General features: G+C 56.3%; 23 protein-coding genes. All 23 read right to left on the reverse strand.

Going from position 1 to position 16,456, the window contains the following annotated elements:
- Positions 1-58 precede the first annotated feature (58 nt).
- The 23 genes from C7386_RS01970 to C7386_RS02080 all read right to left on the reverse strand — a co-directional run bounded on the left by C7386_RS01970 (position 59) and on the right by C7386_RS02080 (position 16,402).
- Positions 59-1,006 (reverse strand): DNA-directed RNA polymerase subunit alpha, encoded by a 948-nt coding sequence (locus C7386_RS01970; RefSeq protein WP_110435385.1) that lies wholly within the window; start codon positions 1,004-1,006, stop codon positions 59-61.
- A gap of 84 nt (positions 1,007-1,090) precedes the next feature.
- A complete protein-coding gene (gene rpsD / locus C7386_RS01975) occupies positions 1,091-1,684 on the reverse strand; it encodes a 30S ribosomal protein S4 (RefSeq protein ID WP_110435386.1) in 594 nt (197 codons plus the stop codon).
- A gap of 18 nt (positions 1,685-1,702) precedes the next feature.
- Positions 1,703-2,107, reverse strand: a complete 405-nt coding sequence (rpsK, locus tag C7386_RS01980) for a 30S ribosomal protein S11 (RefSeq protein ID WP_031472201.1) — start codon at positions 2,105-2,107, stop codon at positions 1,703-1,705.
- Positions 2,108-2,123: 16 nt separating this feature from the next.
- Entirely contained in the window at positions 2,124-2,492 is a 369-nt protein-coding gene (rpsM, locus tag C7386_RS01985; protein WP_031472203.1) for a 30S ribosomal protein S13, read from the reverse strand.
- 316 nt (positions 2,493-2,808) lie between these two features.
- Positions 2,809-2,922 (reverse strand): 50S ribosomal protein L36, encoded by a 114-nt coding sequence (gene rpmJ, locus C7386_RS01990; RefSeq protein WP_031472205.1) that lies wholly within the window; start codon positions 2,920-2,922, stop codon positions 2,809-2,811.
- Between the two features lie 104 nt (positions 2,923-3,026).
- Positions 3,027-3,245 carry a translation initiation factor IF-1 gene (gene infA, locus C7386_RS01995; RefSeq protein ID WP_110435387.1) on the reverse strand — a complete coding sequence of 73 codons (219 nt, stop codon included), beginning with the start codon at positions 3,243-3,245 and terminating at the stop codon, positions 3,027-3,029.
- A 19-nt stretch (positions 3,246-3,264) separates the two neighbouring features.
- A complete protein-coding gene (locus tag C7386_RS02000; protein WP_110435388.1) occupies positions 3,265-3,543 on the reverse strand; it encodes a KOW domain-containing RNA-binding protein in 279 nt (92 codons plus the stop codon).
- The gene (map, locus tag C7386_RS02005; protein ID WP_110435389.1) at positions 3,543-4,307 is read right to left on the reverse strand and encodes a type I methionyl aminopeptidase; all 765 of its coding nucleotides are present in this window, start codon (positions 4,305-4,307) and stop codon (positions 3,543-3,545) included. The genes C7386_RS02000 and map overlap by 1 nt, the downstream gene beginning before the upstream one ends.
- Position 4,308: 1 nt before the next feature.
- On the reverse strand, positions 4,309-4,938 hold the full coding sequence (locus C7386_RS02010) for an adenylate kinase (protein ID WP_110435390.1): 630 nt from the start codon (positions 4,936-4,938) through the stop codon (positions 4,309-4,311).
- 19 nt (positions 4,939-4,957) lie between these two features.
- Positions 4,958-6,259: a preprotein translocase subunit SecY gene (secY, locus tag C7386_RS02015; RefSeq protein WP_110435391.1), complete on the reverse strand. Its 1,302-nt coding sequence runs from the start codon at positions 6,257-6,259 to the stop codon at positions 4,958-4,960.
- Position 6,260: 1 nt separating this feature from the next.
- Positions 6,261-6,701 carry a 50S ribosomal protein L15 gene (gene rplO / locus C7386_RS02020; protein WP_110435392.1) on the reverse strand — a complete coding sequence of 147 codons (441 nt, stop codon included), beginning with the start codon at positions 6,699-6,701 and terminating at the stop codon, positions 6,261-6,263.
- A gap of 3 nt (positions 6,702-6,704) precedes the next feature.
- On the reverse strand, positions 6,705-6,887 hold the full coding sequence (gene rpmD / locus C7386_RS02025) for a 50S ribosomal protein L30 (RefSeq protein ID WP_110435393.1): 183 nt from the start codon (positions 6,885-6,887) through the stop codon (positions 6,705-6,707).
- Between the two features lie 17 nt (positions 6,888-6,904).
- Entirely contained in the window at positions 6,905-7,408 is a 504-nt protein-coding gene (gene rpsE / locus C7386_RS02030) for a 30S ribosomal protein S5 (protein ID WP_054326956.1), read from the reverse strand.
- Between the two features lie 17 nt (positions 7,409-7,425).
- Positions 7,426-7,785 (reverse strand): 50S ribosomal protein L18, encoded by a 360-nt coding sequence (rplR, locus tag C7386_RS02035; protein ID WP_110435394.1) that lies wholly within the window; start codon positions 7,783-7,785, stop codon positions 7,426-7,428.
- Positions 7,786-7,806: 21 nt separating this feature from the next.
- Positions 7,807-8,352, reverse strand: a complete 546-nt coding sequence (gene rplF / locus C7386_RS02040; RefSeq protein ID WP_110435395.1) for a 50S ribosomal protein L6 — start codon at positions 8,350-8,352, stop codon at positions 7,807-7,809.
- A gap of 14 nt (positions 8,353-8,366) precedes the next feature.
- Complete coding sequence (gene rpsH, locus C7386_RS02045) at positions 8,367-8,765, reverse strand: 30S ribosomal protein S8 (protein ID WP_110435396.1); 399 nt, start codon at positions 8,763-8,765, stop codon at positions 8,367-8,369.
- Between the two features lie 1,139 nt (positions 8,766-9,904).
- The gene (locus tag C7386_RS02050) at positions 9,905-11,554 is read right to left on the reverse strand and encodes a sensor histidine kinase (protein ID WP_116704732.1); all 1,650 of its coding nucleotides are present in this window, start codon (positions 11,552-11,554) and stop codon (positions 9,905-9,907) included.
- Entirely contained in the window at positions 11,551-12,234 is a 684-nt protein-coding gene (locus C7386_RS02055) for a winged helix-turn-helix domain-containing protein (protein ID WP_116704733.1), read from the reverse strand. The genes C7386_RS02050 and C7386_RS02055 overlap by 4 nt, the downstream gene beginning before the upstream one ends.
- A 20-nt stretch (positions 12,235-12,254) precedes the next feature.
- Positions 12,255-12,923: a phosphate signaling complex protein PhoU gene (phoU, locus tag C7386_RS02060; protein WP_116704734.1), complete on the reverse strand. Its 669-nt coding sequence runs from the start codon at positions 12,921-12,923 to the stop codon at positions 12,255-12,257.
- Positions 12,923-13,675 carry a phosphate ABC transporter ATP-binding protein PstB gene (gene pstB, locus C7386_RS02065; protein ID WP_116704777.1) on the reverse strand — a complete coding sequence of 251 codons (753 nt, stop codon included), beginning with the start codon at positions 13,673-13,675 and terminating at the stop codon, positions 12,923-12,925. Before pstB ends, phoU begins: the two co-directional genes overlap by 1 nt.
- 13 nt (positions 13,676-13,688) lie before the next feature.
- Positions 13,689-14,570 (reverse strand): phosphate ABC transporter permease PstA, encoded by an 882-nt coding sequence (gene pstA / locus C7386_RS02070; RefSeq protein WP_116704735.1) that lies wholly within the window; start codon positions 14,568-14,570, stop codon positions 13,689-13,691.
- Positions 14,567-15,433 carry a phosphate ABC transporter permease subunit PstC gene (gene pstC / locus C7386_RS02075; RefSeq protein ID WP_110435402.1) on the reverse strand — a complete coding sequence of 289 codons (867 nt, stop codon included), beginning with the start codon at positions 15,431-15,433 and terminating at the stop codon, positions 14,567-14,569. The genes pstA and pstC overlap by 4 nt, the downstream gene beginning before the upstream one ends.
- Positions 15,434-15,499: 66 nt before the next feature.
- Complete coding sequence (locus C7386_RS02080; protein ID WP_110435403.1) at positions 15,500-16,402, reverse strand: substrate-binding domain-containing protein; 903 nt, start codon at positions 16,400-16,402, stop codon at positions 15,500-15,502.
- Positions 16,403-16,456 lie beyond the last annotated feature (54 nt).

The raw sequence follows: 16,456 nt of genomic DNA on the forward strand, positions 1-16,456 counted from the left end.
TAAAGCGGCGGCGCGGTAATCGTACCGCCGCAGCAGTTCAAGTTACAGTGTCCGAAGATTACTCTTCCGACTTCGCCAAGTGGAGACCCATAGCCTCCAGCTTGCCGATAACCTCTTCCAGGGACTTGCGGCCCAGGTTACGAACCTTCATCATGTCCTCCTCGGAGGTGTTGATGAGGTCCTCAACCGTGTTGATGCCTGCGCGCTTGAGGCAGTTGAACGAACGCACGGAGAAGTCAAGCTCCTCAATGGTCATTTCAAGCACCTTATCGTGCTGCGCTTCAGCCTTTTCAACAACGGTGGACTTGGAGCCGATTTCCTCGGACAGGTCTACGAACAGATCGAGGTGGTCGCGCAGAACCTTTGCACCGAGCGAAACCGCGTCGCGTGCGTTGATGGTTGCATCGGTCCATACCTCGAGCGTCAGCTTGTCATAGTCGGTCAGGTCGCGTACACGGGTGTTTTCAACCGTGTAGTTTACCTTATAAACCGGCGTGTAGATCGAATCCACCGGAATGACGCCGATGGAGGTCTGATGCTGCTTGTTCTTCTCAGCCGGAACATAGCCGCGGCCGGAAGTCATCGTGATCTCCATGGACAGACGCGCGTCGCTCATCAGGGTAGCGATGTGCAGATCCGGGTTGAGGATCTCAACCTCGCCGTCTGCGTGGATATCGCCAGCCTTGACCTCGCCCTCGCCGGCGGCCTCGATGTAGACCGTCTTGGGACCATCACAATGCAGCTTGGCAATAATGCCCTTAACATTCAGCACGATTTCGGTAACGTCTTCCTTAACGCCCGGAATCGTAGAAAACTCGTGCTGCACACCAGCGATCTTGATGCTGGACGCTGCCGTGCCAGGCAGAGACGACAGCAGGATGCGGCGCAGAGAGTTGCCCAGCGTGGTGCCGTAGCCGCGCTCAAGAGGCTCTACGACAAACTTGCCGTAGGAACCGTCCTCCGCGAGCTGTTCACAGTCAATACGCGGTTTTTCGATTTCGATCATGTGGTACCCTCCTTCACGTTGGTTGGAAACTTAAGATAGAACAGGCGAAGCAGACGCCGCGCCTGTTCCAAAAGCGAGGGTCTATTATTTCGAGTACAGCTCGACGATGAGGTGCTCGGCAACATCATAGTCGATGTCGTCGCGTGCAGGCATCGCAACGATCTTGCCCTCGAAGGAATCGTTAGCCTTCTCGATCCACTTCGGGCAAGCCTTCTTGCCGTTCTCTTCCAGCAGAGACTTGAACTTGGTGGTAGAACGGGACTTCTCGGAAACTGCAACTACGTCGCCCGGCTTAACCTGGTAAGACGGAATGTTAACGCGCTTGCCGTTTACGGTGAAGTGTGCATGGTTAACCAGCTGACGAGCCTCACGGCGGGTGTTAGCAAAGCCCATGCGGAAAACTACGTTGTCCAGACGGCGCTCGAGCTCCTGCAGCAGGATCTCACCGGTGATGCCCTGCTTGCGCTCAGCCTTCTCGTAGTAAGCATGGAACTGCTTCTCGAGTACGCCGTAGATGAATTTTACCTTCTGCTTTTCGTTCAGCTGCATGCCGTACTCGGACTGCTTGCGGCGGCTCTGCTTGGGCTGACGCTTCGTGGACTTGGAGTAACCAAGTACCGCAGGGGAAAGACCAAGCGTCTTGCAGCGCTTGAGAACGGGCTGGGTATTCTTAGCCATTTATTGGTTCCTCCTCTATTAAACTCGACGACGCTTGGGCGGACGGCAGCCGTTGTGCGGGATCGGGGTTACGTCCTTGATCATGGTAACCTCGAGGCCAGCGGCCTGCAGTGCACGGATTGCAGCCTCACGGCCGGAACCCGGGCCCTTAACGTATACTTCAACAGTCTTCAGACCGTGCTCCATTGCAGCAGCAGCAGCGGTTTCAGCCGCAGTCTGAGCAGCGAACGGAGTGGACTTACGCGAACCGCGGAAGCCCATTTCGCCGGAGGAAGCCCAGGAAATAGCGTTACCGTTCAGGTCGGTAATGGTAACGATCGTGTTGTTGAAAGAGGAACGGATATGTGCCGCGCCCTTTTCAATGTTCTTGCGCTCACGACGACGAGTACGGGTCGCAGCGCCCTTCTTCTGTACCTTAGCCATTTATACGTTCCCCTCCTTACTTCTTCTTGTTCGCAATGGTCTTCTTCGGGCCCTTGCGGGTACGAGCATTGGTCTTGGTGCGCTGACCGCGAACCGGCAGGCCGCGGCGATGGCGCAGGCCGCGGTAGCAGCCAATCTCAACCAGACGCTTGATATTCAGGCCGATCTCACGGCGCAGGTCACCCTCGACGTTGTAGTCGCGCTCGATGACTTCACGCAGCTTAGCAGCCTCTTCTTCGGTCAGGTCCTTAACGCGGGTATCCGGATTGATACCGGTCTTAGCAAGGATCTCGTTGGACGTTTTGCGGCCAATGCCGAAAACGTAGGTCAGGCCGATCTCCACGCGCTTCTCGCGGGGAAGGTCAACACCGGCAATACGTGCCATACTATTATAACCTCCATAGTTACACACTGAGGCGTGTTTGCAAACACAGTATAGGAGCCGCCTCCGCTCCTGCAGCGCCGCACTCGCCGTGCGTGCTTGTCGTGCTCGCGTAAACCATGATCCGCGCCCCTCGGCGCGCATTTATTGATGACTGCTTGCAGTCATCATAAAAACCCGCGACATGTGCGTGGGTTTTTATACCTTGACTCAGCGATCTTGGATCACGTCGTTCGGGTATCAAAAACAAGTTTCGTCAGGAACTTGTTTTTGTATATAGGGGACTTTTGAAGTCCCTATAAAGCGCCACAGGCGCTTCTTAGCCCTGCTTCTGCTTGTGCTTCGGGTTCTGGCAGATAACCATAACCTTGCCCTTACGGCGAATGATCTTGCACTTCTCGCAGATCGGCTTTACAGACGGTCTTACCTTCATGTTATTTTACCTCCATCAAATTTTTTGGTGGGATGGGACACCGGAAACCTCTCCGGCGACCACTGGCGCGCAGGTCACATGCGTACCTCCGCCCGCTTTTTATCTTACTTGGAACGCCAAGTGATACGACCGCGGGTCAGGTCGTAAGGCGACATCTGAACGGTGACCTTGTCGCCGGGAAGAATGCGGATAAAGTTCATGCGGAGCTTGCCCGAGATATGCGCCAGAATCTTATGGCCGTTGGGAAGCTCTACCTGAAACATTGCATTGGGCAGCGCCTCTACGACGGTACCCTCGAGCTCAATCACATCATCTTTTGCCATTGTGGTTTATCCTCCTCGGTCAATTTGCGTTCTCGTCCCCTGTCCAGAGGGCGAGCGCCTTGCGGATCTCGCTGTTTGTCAGCCGGCTTTCGCTTTGCAGCTTAAGCCGTGTGCGCTCGTCGCATGGGCCCTGCAGGCTCACATGCTTGCGGCGCTTGCGCTTCGGGTTTTCGGCCCGGCGCGCACGTCCGTTCGCCAGCAGAAGAAAATCCCCCTCTTCTGCGACGACCAGCATCAGCTGTCCTCTGTCCCTTCCGGTCAGCGACAGCACAATGTCGGCGGTACGAATCTCTGCCATTACAGCACTTCGCCGTCGATATTCGTAAGAATCTCCGGCTCTCCATCCGTAATAGCGATGGTGTTTTCGTAGTGAGCGGACAGCTTGCCGTCCCTGGTCTTAACCGTCCAGCCATCCGGCAGGACCTTGACCGTGTAAACACCCACATTGACCATCGGCTCTACCGCGATGACCATACCGCGCTGCAGGCGAATGCCGTGGCCCGGTTTGCCGTAGTTCGGAACCTCCGGGCTCTCGTGCAGCGCAGCGCCTACGCCGTGACCGACGTAGTCGCGCACGACAGAAAAGCCGTTGGCCTCGACGTAAGCCTGAACGGCTGCGCCGATATCCGATACGCGGTAGCCCTCACGGGCAAATTTAATGCCTTCAAAGAAGCTCTGACGTGTTACAGCGATCAGCTTTTTTGCCTCTTCGCTTACCTCACCGCACGGAACCGTGCAGGCGCAGTCGCCGTGGAAACCGCCGATGTATGCACCAACATCAACCTTAACGATATCGCCTTCCTTGACAACTGCATGCTTGGAAGGAATACCGTGGATGACCTGGTCATTCAGCGATACGCAGGCGCTGCCCGGGAAGCCGCCGTAGCCGAGGAAGGACGGCTTGGCGCCAGCATCCTCAATCGTCTTGCGGACGATGCGGTCGATCTCCCAGGTGGTAACACCCGGCTTTACGGCGTCTGCCGCCGCCTTACGCGCAATAGCGGTAAGGCGTCCGGCAACACGCATTTTTTCAAGCTCTTTTTCCGTCTTGATATGAATCATATTACAGACCTAGCGCCTCTACTGCAAACTTTTCGGTAGCGGTGATGCCCTGCGCACCATCGATGCTCTTGAGCTTGCCCTGGGCTTCATAGTAGCCCTTGAGCGGCTCAGTCTGCTCATGGTAGGTTTCAAGACGATGACGAACGACCTCAGCCTGATCATCGCTGCGGATGACCAGCTTATCGCCGCAGATGTCGCAAACGTCCTTCACGCGCGGCGGATTTGCCTCAACGTGATAGGTTGCACCGCAGCGCAGGCAGACACGGCGGCCGGTCATGCGCTTTTCGATGACGTCGTCTGCAACTTCAAGGGACAGAGCGCAGTCGATGTGAGCAATCTCGTCGAGTGCTTCCGCCTGCGGAATCGTACGCGGAAAACCGTCGAGGATGAAACCGCTCTTGCAGTCGCGCTTAGCGATACGCTCCTTCAGCATGCCGATAACCACTTCATCAGGTACCAGCTTGCCGGCATCCATATACTCCTTAGCGGACTGGCCGAGCGGAGTATTGTTCTTAATCGCTTCGCGCAGGATGTTACCGGTGGAAATGCTCGGTACACCCATCTGCTCGATCAGGTAAGAAGCAAGCGTGCCCTTACCGGCGCCCGGAGCGCCCAGCAGAATTAAATTCATTTGAACACAGCCTCCAGAATTATTCCAGGAATCCCTTATGATGACGCATCAGCATCTGTGCTTCCATCTGCTTCACCGTATCAAGCGCAACGCCTACTACGATGATAACCGAGGTGCCGCCCAGTGCTACGTTTCTCAGGCTGGAGTTTACTGCGCCTACGATCAGCGGGAGCAGTGCTACAACAGCGAGGAACAGCGCACCAACGAAGGTGACCTTGCCGAGTGCCTTGGTGATGAAGTCGCTGGTCGGCTTGCCGGGACGGAAGCCCGGGATGAAGCCGCCGTTCTTCTTCAGGTTGTTGGCGATCTCGATCGGGTTGAACTGGATGGATGCATAGAAGTATGCAAATGCGAGGATCAGCAGTGCGTACAGTACAATGTAGAACACGCTGGTCTGAGAGAACAGGTTAAGAATGTGCGCACCAACCGAGCCGCTCTCCGGCTGCCAGAACATCGAAATGGTCTGCGGCAGGGACAGGATGGACGATGCGAAGATGATCGGCATAACGCCGGACGCATTGACCTTGATCGGCAGGTGGGTGGACTGACCGCCGTACATCTTGCGGCCAACTACGCGCTTTGCGTACTGAACCGGGATGCGGCGCTCTGCGTTCGACATATAAACGATGAATACAACGATCGCAAGACCGACGATAATCATTACAATGCCGGAAACGATGCCGCTCGTGCCGGTCTGGAACAGGTTAGCCAGCGTACGCATGAGCGACGGACCGCGGGAAACGATACCTGCGAACAGGATGATCGAAATGCCGTTGCCGATACCCTTCTGGGTGATGTGCTCACCCATCCACATGATCAGCGCGGTGCCTGCGGTGAAAGTTACAATAATGGTTACGGCTGCAAGCGCGCCGGTGTTGGACAGCATAGTCTTGCCGCCGAAACCGTTGCGGAGCAGTGCGTAGTACGACAGACCCTGAAGCAGACCGAGCAGAACGCCGAGGTAACGGGTCCAGCTTGCAATCTTCTCACGGCCTTCCTCGCCGCCGTCCTTTACCATGCGCTCAAGAGCGGGGATGGCAACAGTCAGCAGCTGAAGGATGATGGATGCGTTGATATACGGGGTGATGGACATTGCGAAGATGGTCGCACGAGACAGACCACCGCCGGTGAACATATCCAGATAACCAAGCATCGAACCGTTTACCGATGCCTGCTCAAAGTACTGAGACAGGAGCGTGGTATCAATAAACGGAACCGGAATGCACGAACCAAAGCGGAAGATCAGGATGATGAACAGAGTGTACAGCATCTTCTTGCGCAGTTCGGGCATAGACCAGGCGTTTTTAAGGGTTTGAAACACCTTAAACCACCTCGGCCTTTCCGCCTGCGGCTTCGATCTTCTCCTTTGCGGAAGCCGAGAAAGCAGCTGCCTTAACGGTCAGCTTCTTGGTCAGCGTGCCGGTGCCGAGGATCTTGATGCCGTCGAGAGCATTCTTAACGATGCCGGCATTGCAGAGGATCTCTGCAGTTACCTCAGCGCCGTCTTCAAACTTCTCCAGTGCGGAAACATTGACCGGTGCGTAAGTGGTGCCGAAAATGTTGTGGAAACCACGCTTCGGCAGACGACGTGCCAGAGGCATCTGGCCGCCTTCAAAGCCCGGACGGACACCGCCGCCGGAACGGGCCCACTGGCCCTTGTGACCGCGACCTGCGGTCTTGCCATTGCCGGAACCAGCGCCGCGGCCCTTACGGTATGCCGGCTTGGTAGCGCCTGCGGCAGGCGTCAATTCATGCAGCTTCATGGGTTACGCCTCCTCTACGATTTCGAGCAGGTAACCGATCTGCTTTACCTTGCCGCGCGTCTGCGCGTTGTCCGGCTGAACGGTTACGTCATTGATCTTCTTAAGCCCCAAAGAATGAGCCGTTGCGATGTGCTTCTCCAAGCGACCAGCCAGGCTCTTTTTCAGGGTAATCTTCATGTTAGCCATTGTCAGTTACCCCTTTCTTACAGTTCTTCTACGGCTTTGCCGCGTACAGCAGCTACCTGAGCTGCGTCGCGCAGGCTCTTCAGGCCTTCCATCGTTGCGGTAACAACGTTCTGCGGGTTGTTGGAACGCAGGCACTTGGTACGGATGTCCTTGATGCCGGCAGCCTCAACTACTGCACGAACAGCGCCGCCGGCGATAACGCCGGTACCGGGAGCAGCAGGCTTGAGCAGAACGCGGCCTGCACCGAACTCGCCGATAACCTCGTGCGGGATGGTGGTGCCCTTCAGAGAAATCTTAACGAGGTTCTTCTTGGCGTCCTCGATGCCCTTGCGGATAGCGTCCGGAACCTCGGAAGCCTTACCGAGGCCGAAACCAACAGTACCCTTGCCGTCGCCTACAACGACCAGAGCTGCGAACTTGAAGATTCGGCCGCCCTTAACGGTCTTGGCAACGCGGTTGAGCGCTACAACGTTCTCGGAGAACTCGTCCTCACGCTTATCGTTTCTGTTAAACTGAGCCATGTTTTACCTCCTCCCGATTAAAACTGCAGGCCGCCCTCACGGGCGCCATCTGCGAGCTCCTTCACGCGGCCGTGGAACACATAGCCGCCGCGGTCAAACACGACAGTCTCAATGCCCTTAGCCTTGCAGCGCTCGGCAACGATCTGACCAATCTTCTTGGCTGCTTCCTTGTTGCCGCCGTACTCGGTAAAGCTCTTCTCTGCAGTCGAGGCGGATACGAGGGTTACACCGGCTACATCGTCAATAACCTGTGCATAGATGTTCTTTGCAGAACGGAATACGTCCAGACGGGGACGCTCAGCGGTGCCGCTGATCTTAGCGCGTACGCGCTTGTGGCGCTGAAGGCGCGCCTTGTTGGAATCCTTCTTCGAAACCATTTATTTTCGCCTCTCCTTTCCTTACTTCTTCTTAGCGCCGGTCTTGCCTTCCTTGCGGCGGACATACTCATCAGCGTAGCGAATGCCCTTGCCCTTATAGGGTTCCGGCGGACGCTTCTCGCGGACTTCCGCTGCAAACTGGCCAACCTTCTGCTTGTCAGGACCGGAGATGATGATCGTGTTCGGGTTCGGAACGTCGATCGTGATGCCCTCTACCTCGCTCATGGTAACCTGATGCGAGTAGCCGAGGTTCATAACCAGATCCTTGCCCTGCTTAGCGACACGGTAACCAACGCCCTGAACGCTCAGCTCCTTCTTGAAGCCTTCGGTAACACCAACAACCATGTTGTGAACCAGGCTGCGGGTGAGGCCGTGCAGTGCGCGGTTGTGCTTGTCGTCGTTCGGACGGGTTACGAGGATTTCGTTGCCCTCTACCGCGATGGTCATGTTCGGATGAAATTCGCGGGTAAGGGTTGCCTTAGCGCCCTTCACGGTAACAACGCTGCCGTCAATCTTGACTTCAACGCCGGCCGGGATGGCAATCGGCATTCTACCAATACGAGACATTGTTTATACCTCCCTTACCATACAAATGCGAGAACTTCACCGCCGACGTTCAGCTCGCGAGCCTTCTTGTCGGTCATGACGCCTCTGGAAGTGGAAACGATGGCAATACCAAGGCCGCGGAGTACCTTCGGCAGCTCCTGTGCGCCAGCGTATACACGCAGGCCCGGCTTGGACACACGCTTGATGCCGGTGATAGCCTTCTGGCGGTTATCAACGTACTTCAGTGCGATGCGGATAATGCCCTGGGTGTTGCCCTCTACAACCTCGAAAGACTTGATGTAGCCTTCGTCGAGCAGGATCTGGGCAATAGCCTTCTTCATCTTGGATGCGGGTACATCCACACTGGCATGACGAGCATTGCCAGCGTTGCGGATACGAGTCAGCATATCCGCGATAGGATCAGTGATCTGCATAAAATGCTCTCCTTTAATATAAGAAGTTTGGGGGTAGTGCAGCAATCGAGCGCCGGTGGGTTAATCCGGTTCTGATTTGTCTGTTTGCCCTCCACTTTTCTTTACACTGTTCGTGGCCCTTCCACGGACAGCGGCGGGGATAAAAAATCGCCGGTCCAGTACTCAACCAGACCAGCGTTAATTATAGCACGAGAAACCAATGGCTGCAATCGGAAAAAGTGCTGATTTTTACGCAGTTTTAGCCTGTTTTGCAGTCAAATTGCTTGATTACCCGGTATAACGGCAGGTCGGCCGTTTTTGGACCGCACCAGGGACCACGCCGGGAAAATCCGGTTAATGGCCAATGGGCGTGCGCAGGAGAAACTCCTTTGCGCGGCAATTCGGTTACGCATTTGCGCAACTGTAATTAGTATACACTACACCGGGTGTATCATGCAAGTGTTTTTTCAAAATTTCTTAATTTTTTGAGATTTTCTTTTTTGAGGGGATTTCGCCTGCGAGGCGAACGGAACTGCGCTGACGCCGCGCGGGCGCACAAGAGGGTAGACAACCTGCGGTTTTCCACCCTCTTGTAAATCTCCCCTTTTCCCTTAGAGGGTCTGGCGCAGATTGCCGACATGTGACCGCTGCGAAAATGGGAAACGGCAGTCGGGTTACCACAGCGTGTCTTTCTCCGCCTTTTCGCAGTTCACAGATAGCGTACTGCTACACAGACGGTTTCGTCTGCGCAGGCGCGGCACAAGGTGAATTGCCCGCAGGGCAAGAGAGGGTCCCCTGGGGGATAACCGTGCCGCACGATTCGTTAGCGCGTTGTTACAGACAAGGCCTGCGAAGATAAATTGTGCCAAACGCCTAATCCGTAGGTGCCGTGCGTAAACTCCAGATTAACGAATTGCGCAACACGGTCATGTTGCGCCTGCGTAGATTTAGCCGTATGTGTAGCAGTACGTTATCTGACACTGCGAATCGGTTGAGAAAGACACGGAAGAAAAAATCCTCTGCCGTACTCTTATTTTCGAAGCGGTCGCCGCTCTCCGATTTTCGCCGAGTTAAGAAATAAAGGAAACTGGAGTCCCAAGAGGATAGAAACCTTGGTGTCTATCCTTTTGGAACCCCAGCTAAGGGTTAGCACCCATTCATCATTCTTTAGGAAACCGCAAAGTAATGCAAGTCCCCTCGCCGAGCGCACTCTTCAGCTCAACCTCCGCATGATGCAGTGCCGCACCATGCTTGACAATCGAAAGCCCCAGTCCGGTGCCGCCGGTCATCTTGCTGTGGCTTTTATCCACGCGGTAGAACCGCTCAAACACGCGCTGCTGATCCGCCGGCGCGATACCGATGCCGGTATCCGCCACCTGCACGAACGGTCGCCCGCTCTCCGTGCCGGTCGTAAGCGTCACGCTGCCCTGCGGCTTATTATAATTGATGGCGTTATCCGTCAGATTGAAGATCATCTGCTCGAGCGTGCGGCGCTGACCAGAAACCGCAGCCGGTTCTCCCTCGATGCGCAGCGCGATGCCCTTGCCTGCTGCCTTGCTCTGCAGACGGTCGCGCACGGTATCACAAAGGGCGGACAGCTCCACCGGCTCAAAAGCCACTGTTTCTCCGCCTTCATCCAGCCGGGACAGGTGAATGATATCCTCGATGAGCGCCAGCAGCCGCTGCGCTTCCGTGCGGATCTTGCCCGCAAACGGCGCCACGTCCTCCGGCTTGGCAATGCCGCCCGCGATGATTTCCGCGTAACCCATGATGCTGGTCAGCGGCGTTTTCAGTTCGTGCGACACATTGGCTGTAAATTCCTGCCGCTGCTGCTCGGCACGCTCGCGCTCGGTAATATCCACGATCAGCAGCACAGCAGCATGCCATGCGCTGTTCTCCTCCACCGAGCTTGCCGTAAGTTCATAAATGCGGCCGTTCCGCTCAAGTTTGCCGTGCGCGCCTTTGCCGTCGAGCGCCTGCTCGACCACCTGAATGTAATTCGCATCGCGGCACAGCGTCAGATAGCTGCCTTCCGCACTGTCATGCGGGAACAGCGCCCGCGCAGCGTGATTGGCGAACAGAATCATGCCCTTGCCGGAAAACAGTACCAGACCTTCATCCATACGGGCCGTAATGTCGTCAAACTCAGCCTGACGGCGCTGCAGCTCGTCCATCTGCGCCTGAATTTTGTGGTTCTGCTTGTCCATGCGGTGCAGCAGCGGCGACAGCTCGTCATAGGCTTCGCCCTTCATCGGCTCATGCAGGTCGAGCGCTTCGATCGGCTTGAGGAACAGACCGGTCAGCCAGCCTGCCAGCACAGCTGCAACCAGCAGCGCCAGCAGGATGATCAGCACAATCCACGGTGACGCATTCGACAGTGCGCCGAACACGCTGTCCGCAGTTGCGGAAATGCGCAGAATATCGCCGTTTTTCAGACGGACCGCGTAATAAAACGTCTGCTCAGCGAAGGTTTCGGACAGACGGTTGTCCTCGCCCGTGCCGTTCTTCTCTGCCGCCGCAATCTCCGGACGGACGGCGTGGTTCTCCATCTCGGAGGCATTCGTGCGGTTGTCGTACAGCACAGTGCCATCCTGCGCGACCAGCGTCAAACGGTCGGCGTACACCGAGCCGCACTCCTCCAGTTCCTCCCGAATGTCATCCGCCGCAGACAGGTAGCTGCTCTCCGTTATCAGCCGCTGCCGCATATCATTGGTCAGACCGGCGTGAACTGCCAGCAGCAGCAGCCCGGTCGTCAGCAGCAGCGTGACAAGCGACGTGAGAAAAATGCTGCCGAATACGCGCTTTCTCATGTGTGCTCTCCCATACGGTAGCCGACACCGCGGACAGTCTCGATCAGCGCACCGTCCGCGCCCAGCTTTTGCCGCAGCGTACGGATATGCACATCGACCGTGCGGGTTTCACTTTCATTATTATAGCCCCAGATATTCTCGAGCAGCACATCGCGCGTGAGCACAGCACCGCGTTTTTTCATCAGCAGGCACAGCAGCTGGTACTCCTTGAGCGTCAGCTGCACCTCCTGCTCGTTAACGAATACGGTGTGGGCCCGCTCATCCACACAGATGCCGCCGGCTACCAGCGGACGCGGCTCATCCTTGCCCTGCATATCCTCGGTGCGGCGCAGGACCGCACGAATGCGCGCGATCAGCTCCATCATGCCGAACGGCTTGGGAATGTAATCGTCCGCACCGGTGTCCAGACCGACTACCTTGTCGTACTCCGTGTTTTTCGCAGTCAGCAGAATGACCGGAACCCTCGCCGTATCCGGTGCTGCGCGCAGACGACGCAGAATGGTGATACCGTCCTCGCCGGGCAGCATGATATCCAGCAGAATCAGCTGCGGTTTGCATTTTTTCAGAGCAGCCGTCAACGCCGCACCGTCCTCGAAGCCGTCAGCCTCAAAACCGGTGTTGCGCAGTGTATACACCACCAGTTCGCGGATACCCGCATCATCTTCCACACAGTATATCATATATTACACTCCGATTTCTGTCAGCGTGCCGCCGCTTCCGCGCCGTGCATTGCACTTTTATGCGAGCCGGTGATGGAAAACTCCACCCATTCGGCAATATTGGTCGCGTGGTCGCCGATACGCTCCAGATACTTGGCGATCATCAGCACATCGAGTACGCGCTCGCCGTCCTCCGGGTTCTGCGCGATCTCCGCGATGAGGTCGCTCTTGCACTCGTCAAACAGGCGGTCTACCACGTCATCATATTCAATAACGCTCCATGCAAGGGTCAGGTCACGGCGGACAAACGCGTCCAGGCTGTCGGTCACCATTTTAATGGTTGCCTGCGCCATCTGGTCGATATGCGTGTTGTGACCGCACGCACCGGACAGATACGTTACAATCTCCGCAATATCGCTTGCCTGATCACCGATACGCTCGATATCCGTGATCATTTTCAGCACGGAGGAGATCAGACGCAGATCGCTTGCCACCGGCTGCTGCTGCAGCAGCAGCTTGAGGCACATGGACTCGATTTCGCGTTCCTTGCGGTCGATCTCCTGATCGATGCGGATGGCGGCCGCCGCCAGCTTGATATCGCCCTCAAGCAGAGCCTTTACCGCACTGGCGATTGCGTTTTCGCACAGTGCTCCCATCGAGATCAGCTCATTGTTCATCTCCGCAAGCTGATTGTCAAAACGGTTTCTCATTAGCCGAACCTCCCCGTAATGTAGTCTTCCGTGCGCTTGTCCGACGGCATGGAGAACAGCTTTTCGGTGTCATCCACTTCGATCATGTCGCCAAGCAGGAAGAATGCGGTCGTATCCGAAACACGGGTGGCCTGCTGCATATTATGCGTTACCATAACGATAGTATAATCCTTTTTGAGCTCGAGCACAAGGTCCTCGATCTTCGCGGTGGAGATCGGATCAAGCGCAGAGGTCGGCTCGTCCATCAGCAGCACCTCCGGGTCTGCGGCAAGCGCACGCGCGATGCAGATACGCTGCTGCTGACCGCCGGACATGGACAGCGCGGATTTTTTGAGGTTATCCTTGGTCTCCTCCCAGATAGCGGCACGCTTGAGCGAAGTCTCGACGATCTCGTCAAGCTGCACACGGCTCTTGATGCCGTGCGTGCGCGGACCATAGGCGATGTTATCATAAATCGACATCGGGAACGGATTCGGCTTCTGGAATACCATGCCGACACGGCGGCGCAGCAGATTGACGTCACAGTTCTTGTAGATATCCTGACCGTCAAGCATGATATCGCCCGTGATACGGCAGTTTTCCACCAGATCGTTCATGCGGTTGAGCGAACGCAGCAGCGTAGACTTGCCGCAGCCGGACGGTCCAATGAATGCGGTGATCTCATTCTCCTTGATATCCAGATTGATATCGTGCAGGGCGTGAAAATCACCGTAATGCAGATTCATATTATGAATTTCGATCTTATTTTCCATGTTCATTCTCCATTTACTTCTTGGTCAGCTTTTTCGCTGCCAGAGCGGAAAGCGTATTCATCAGCAGGACCACCAGCAGCAGAACGACTGCAGTAGCATTTGCCTCGTTCATGTGCAGCGCCTCACCCGAGAGCACATACATGTGGATGGCCAGCGTACGGCCGGACTGGAACAGACCGGGAATCTGGGCCATAGTGCCTGCGGTAAAGATGAGCGCCGCGGTCTCACCGACGATGCGGCCGATACCAAGGATAACACCGGACAGAATGCCGGGACCCGCAGCAGGCAGCACGATGCGGAATATCGTGCGCAGACGTCCAGCGCCCAGACCGAACGAGCCTTCGCGGTAGGAATCCGGAACCGCCATCAGCGCTTCCTCAGCGGTACGCATGATGAGCGGCAGGATCATGATCGCCAGCGTCATCGCACCGGCCAGCAGCGAGTATCCCCAGTGCAGCCTGGTGACGAAGAACAGCATGCCGAACAGGCCGTACACAATGGATGGAATGCCGGAAAGCGTCTCGGTCGTGATGCGGATGACGTTTACCAGCTTGTTGCCGCGCTTGGCGTACTCATTCAGGTACACGGCGGTGAACAGGCCGAGCGGCACAGCCAGCAACAGTGCCAGCGCGGTCGTTTCAACCGTAGTGAGGATGGCAGGCATCATCGAGACGTTCTCAGAGGTATAATTCCACTGAAACAGCGACGGCTTGAGATGCGGAATGCCCGTCACCAGAATATAGCCGAGCAGGAACAGCAGTACCGCAAAAGTCAGCATAGCCGCGCCGTACACCAGACCCTTGAGCACAGCCGCAGATGCGGCGCCGTGCACCTTTCCGGTCTTTGCCTGTACGCGCACTGCCGGTTTTGCAGCAGAGACAGCTTCTCTTGTCATGCTTCCTTCCTCCTTTTGAGAACCGAGAATGCCAGATTGATGAGCAGAATGAATACGAACAGCACAACGCCGGTCGCAATAAGCGCCTCACGGTGCAGGCCGGTGGCGTAGCCCATCTCAAGCACGATGTTTGCCGTCATGGTGCGGATGCCCTTGAGCATGCTGCCGGTCAGCCGCGGCTGGTTGCCCGCTACCATGATAACCGCCATGGTCTCGCCGATGGCGCGGCCGATGCCGAGCACGATGCCGGCCAGCACGCCGGACTTGGCAGCCGGTACCATAACCGTGAATATCGCGCGCTCATGCCGTGCGCCCATGGCGACGGCGCCCTCGTAGTAGCTCATCGGAACCGCACGCAGCGCCGCTTCGGACACGCCGATAATGGTCGGCAAAATCATAATGCCGAGCAGGATGGACGCCGCCAGGATGGACGAGCCGGAAATATCCGCTCCGAACACACCTGCCACCGCACGAACTGCCGGTACGATAATGACCATGCCGAAGAAGCCGTATACGATGGACGGAATACCGGCCAGCAGTTCGGTGCACGGCTTGAGCAGACCGTACAGCTTTTTCGGACAGTAGAATGCCATGAATACCGCCGTCAGCAGACCGATCGGCACGCCGATAACGATCGCACCGGCGGTGATGTACAGGCTGCCGAGGATCATCGGCAGGATGCCGTAAATGTCGTTGCCCGGCTTCCACTTTGCGCCGGTGAGGAAGTCCAGCAGGCCAATCTCCTTCATGGCAGGCACACCGTTCGCAAACAGGAAAATACAGATGAGCACCACCGCGAAGATGGAGGTCAGTGCACAGAGGAAAAATACCATGTGCATCAGGTTTTCCCGAAAGTTTTTCATAAATCTTTCTCCTATACAGGCACAGGGCGAATCACTTCGCCCTGTTTTATCAGTCTGTGAATTCGCTTACGCGAGGTCGCCCCAGTCGGTGATGTCGCCGACATAGATACCCTTAATCTGATCCATAGACAGGTCGTCAATGGTGTTCGCCGGGTTTACGACTACTGCGATGCCGTCAAGCGCGATGGCGGTGCCGGTCAGCTGTGCAGCCTCGTCGTCCTTCAGCTCGCGGGATGCCATGCCGATAGCAAAGGTGCCGTCCATCGTGCCGGTCATGCCGGAGGTAGAGTCAGAGGTCTGCAGGTCAATGCTTGCGTTCGGGTTTACAGCCTTGTACGCCTCGATCAGCTTCTCCATAACCGGGGATACCGAGGAGGAACCGCCAACTGCGATCTGGCCGGAGGAACCGTCGGAAGTAAAGGCTGCTGCATTGTCGTCAACAGCGATGTACTTGTTATCGGTTACAACAGCCTGACCTTCCTTGGAGAGGATGAAGTTGATGAAATCCTTGGCTACGCCGGTCGGCTCGCCCTTGGTTGCAATGTTGAACGGACGGGACAGCTTGTAAGTGCCTGCCTTTACGTTATCTACGGTAGCTTCTGCGCCGTCTACCTTGACAGCCTTAACGGTGTCATTCAGCGCACCGAGGGAAATGTAGCCGATAGCCTTCTCGTTGCCTGCTACGCTGGTCAGTACAACATCGGTCTTGTTGGCGATCTCGGCATCCGCGGTGGTATTGTCGATCTTCTCGCCTGCGTCGTTCTTCTCCTCAACGCCGGTCAGCTCGATGAACGCGCCGCGCGTACCGGAACCATCCTCACGGGAGATAACGGTGATCGCGCCGGAAACGCCGCTGCCATTGCCGCTTGCCTGGGAATCCGAGGAAGCGGAAGAGGAGCTGCCGCCGCAGCCGCTCAGTGCACCGGTCAGCATCATTGCTGCCAGAAGCATGGAAATGCTCTTTTTCATAATTAGTTCTCCTTTTACATTCGTCTTCGTTTTTTGTTACAAGATTATCTTACG

The organism is Agathobaculum butyriciproducens, assembly GCA_003096535.1.
In the GTDB taxonomy this organism is placed as follows: domain Bacteria; phylum Bacillota; class Clostridia; order Oscillospirales; family Butyricicoccaceae; genus Agathobaculum; species Agathobaculum butyriciproducens.

Coding starts and splice junctions, on each gene's coding strand:
- pstC (WP_110435402.1), bottom strand. CDS start 15,433: ATGAAAAACTTTCGGGAAAACCTGATGCACATGGTATTTTTCCTCTGT.
- rplF (WP_110435395.1), bottom strand. CDS start 8,352: ATGTCTCGTATTGGTAGAATGCCGATTGCCATCCCGGCCGGCGTTGAA.
- rpsH (WP_110435396.1), bottom strand. CDS start 8,765: ATGCAGATCACTGATCCTATCGCGGATATGCTGACTCGTATCCGCAAC.
- C7386_RS02080 (WP_110435403.1), bottom strand. CDS start 16,402: ATGAAAAAGAGCATTTCCATGCTTCTGGCAGCAATGATGCTGACCGGT.
- map (WP_110435389.1), bottom strand. CDS start 4,307: ATGATTCATATCAAGACGGAAAAAGAGCTTGAAAAAATGCGTGTTGCC.
- C7386_RS02000 (WP_110435388.1), bottom strand. CDS start 3,543: ATGGCAGAGATTCGTACCGCCGACATTGTGCTGTCGCTGACCGGAAGG.
- rpsD (WP_110435386.1), bottom strand. CDS start 1,684: ATGGCTAAGAATACCCAGCCCGTTCTCAAGCGCTGCAAGACGCTTGGT.
- rpsM (WP_031472203.1), bottom strand. CDS start 2,492: ATGGCACGTATTGCCGGTGTTGACCTTCCCCGCGAGAAGCGCGTGGAG.
- rplO (WP_110435392.1), bottom strand. CDS start 6,701: ATGAAGCTGCATGAATTGACGCCTGCCGCAGGCGCTACCAAGCCGGCA.
- infA (WP_110435387.1), bottom strand. CDS start 3,245: ATGGCAAAAGATGATGTGATTGAGCTCGAGGGTACCGTCGTAGAGGCG.
- rpsE (WP_054326956.1), bottom strand. CDS start 7,408: ATGGCTCAGTTTAACAGAAACGATAAGCGTGAGGACGAGTTCTCCGAG.
- rpsK (WP_031472201.1), bottom strand. CDS start 2,107: ATGGCTAAGGTACAGAAGAAGGGCGCTGCGACCCGTACTCGTCGTCGT.
- pstA (WP_116704735.1), bottom strand. CDS start 14,570: ATGACAAGAGAAGCTGTCTCTGCTGCAAAACCGGCAGTGCGCGTACAG.
- rpmJ (WP_031472205.1), bottom strand. CDS start 2,922: ATGAAGGTAAGACCGTCTGTAAAGCCGATCTGCGAGAAGTGCAAGATC.
- C7386_RS02010 (WP_110435390.1), bottom strand. CDS start 4,938: ATGAATTTAATTCTGCTGGGCGCTCCGGGCGCCGGTAAGGGCACGCTT.
- pstB (WP_116704777.1), bottom strand. CDS start 13,675: ATGGAAAATAAGATCGAAATTCATAATATGAATCTGCATTACGGTGAT.
- rplR (WP_110435394.1), bottom strand. CDS start 7,785: ATGGTTTCGAAGAAGGATTCCAACAAGGCGCGCCTTCAGCGCCACAAG.
- C7386_RS01970 (WP_110435385.1), bottom strand. CDS start 1,006: ATGATCGAAATCGAAAAACCGCGTATTGACTGTGAACAGCTCGCGGAG.
- rpmD (WP_110435393.1), bottom strand. CDS start 6,887: ATGGCTAACATGAAGATTACCCTGAAAAAGAGCCTGGCTGGTCGCTTG.
- C7386_RS02055 (WP_116704733.1), bottom strand. CDS start 12,234: ATGATATACTGTGTGGAAGATGATGCGGGTATCCGCGAACTGGTGGTG.
- C7386_RS02050 (WP_116704732.1), bottom strand. CDS start 11,554: ATGAGAAAGCGCGTATTCGGCAGCATTTTTCTCACGTCGCTTGTCACG.
- phoU (WP_116704734.1), bottom strand. CDS start 12,923: ATGAGAAACCGTTTTGACAATCAGCTTGCGGAGATGAACAATGAGCTG.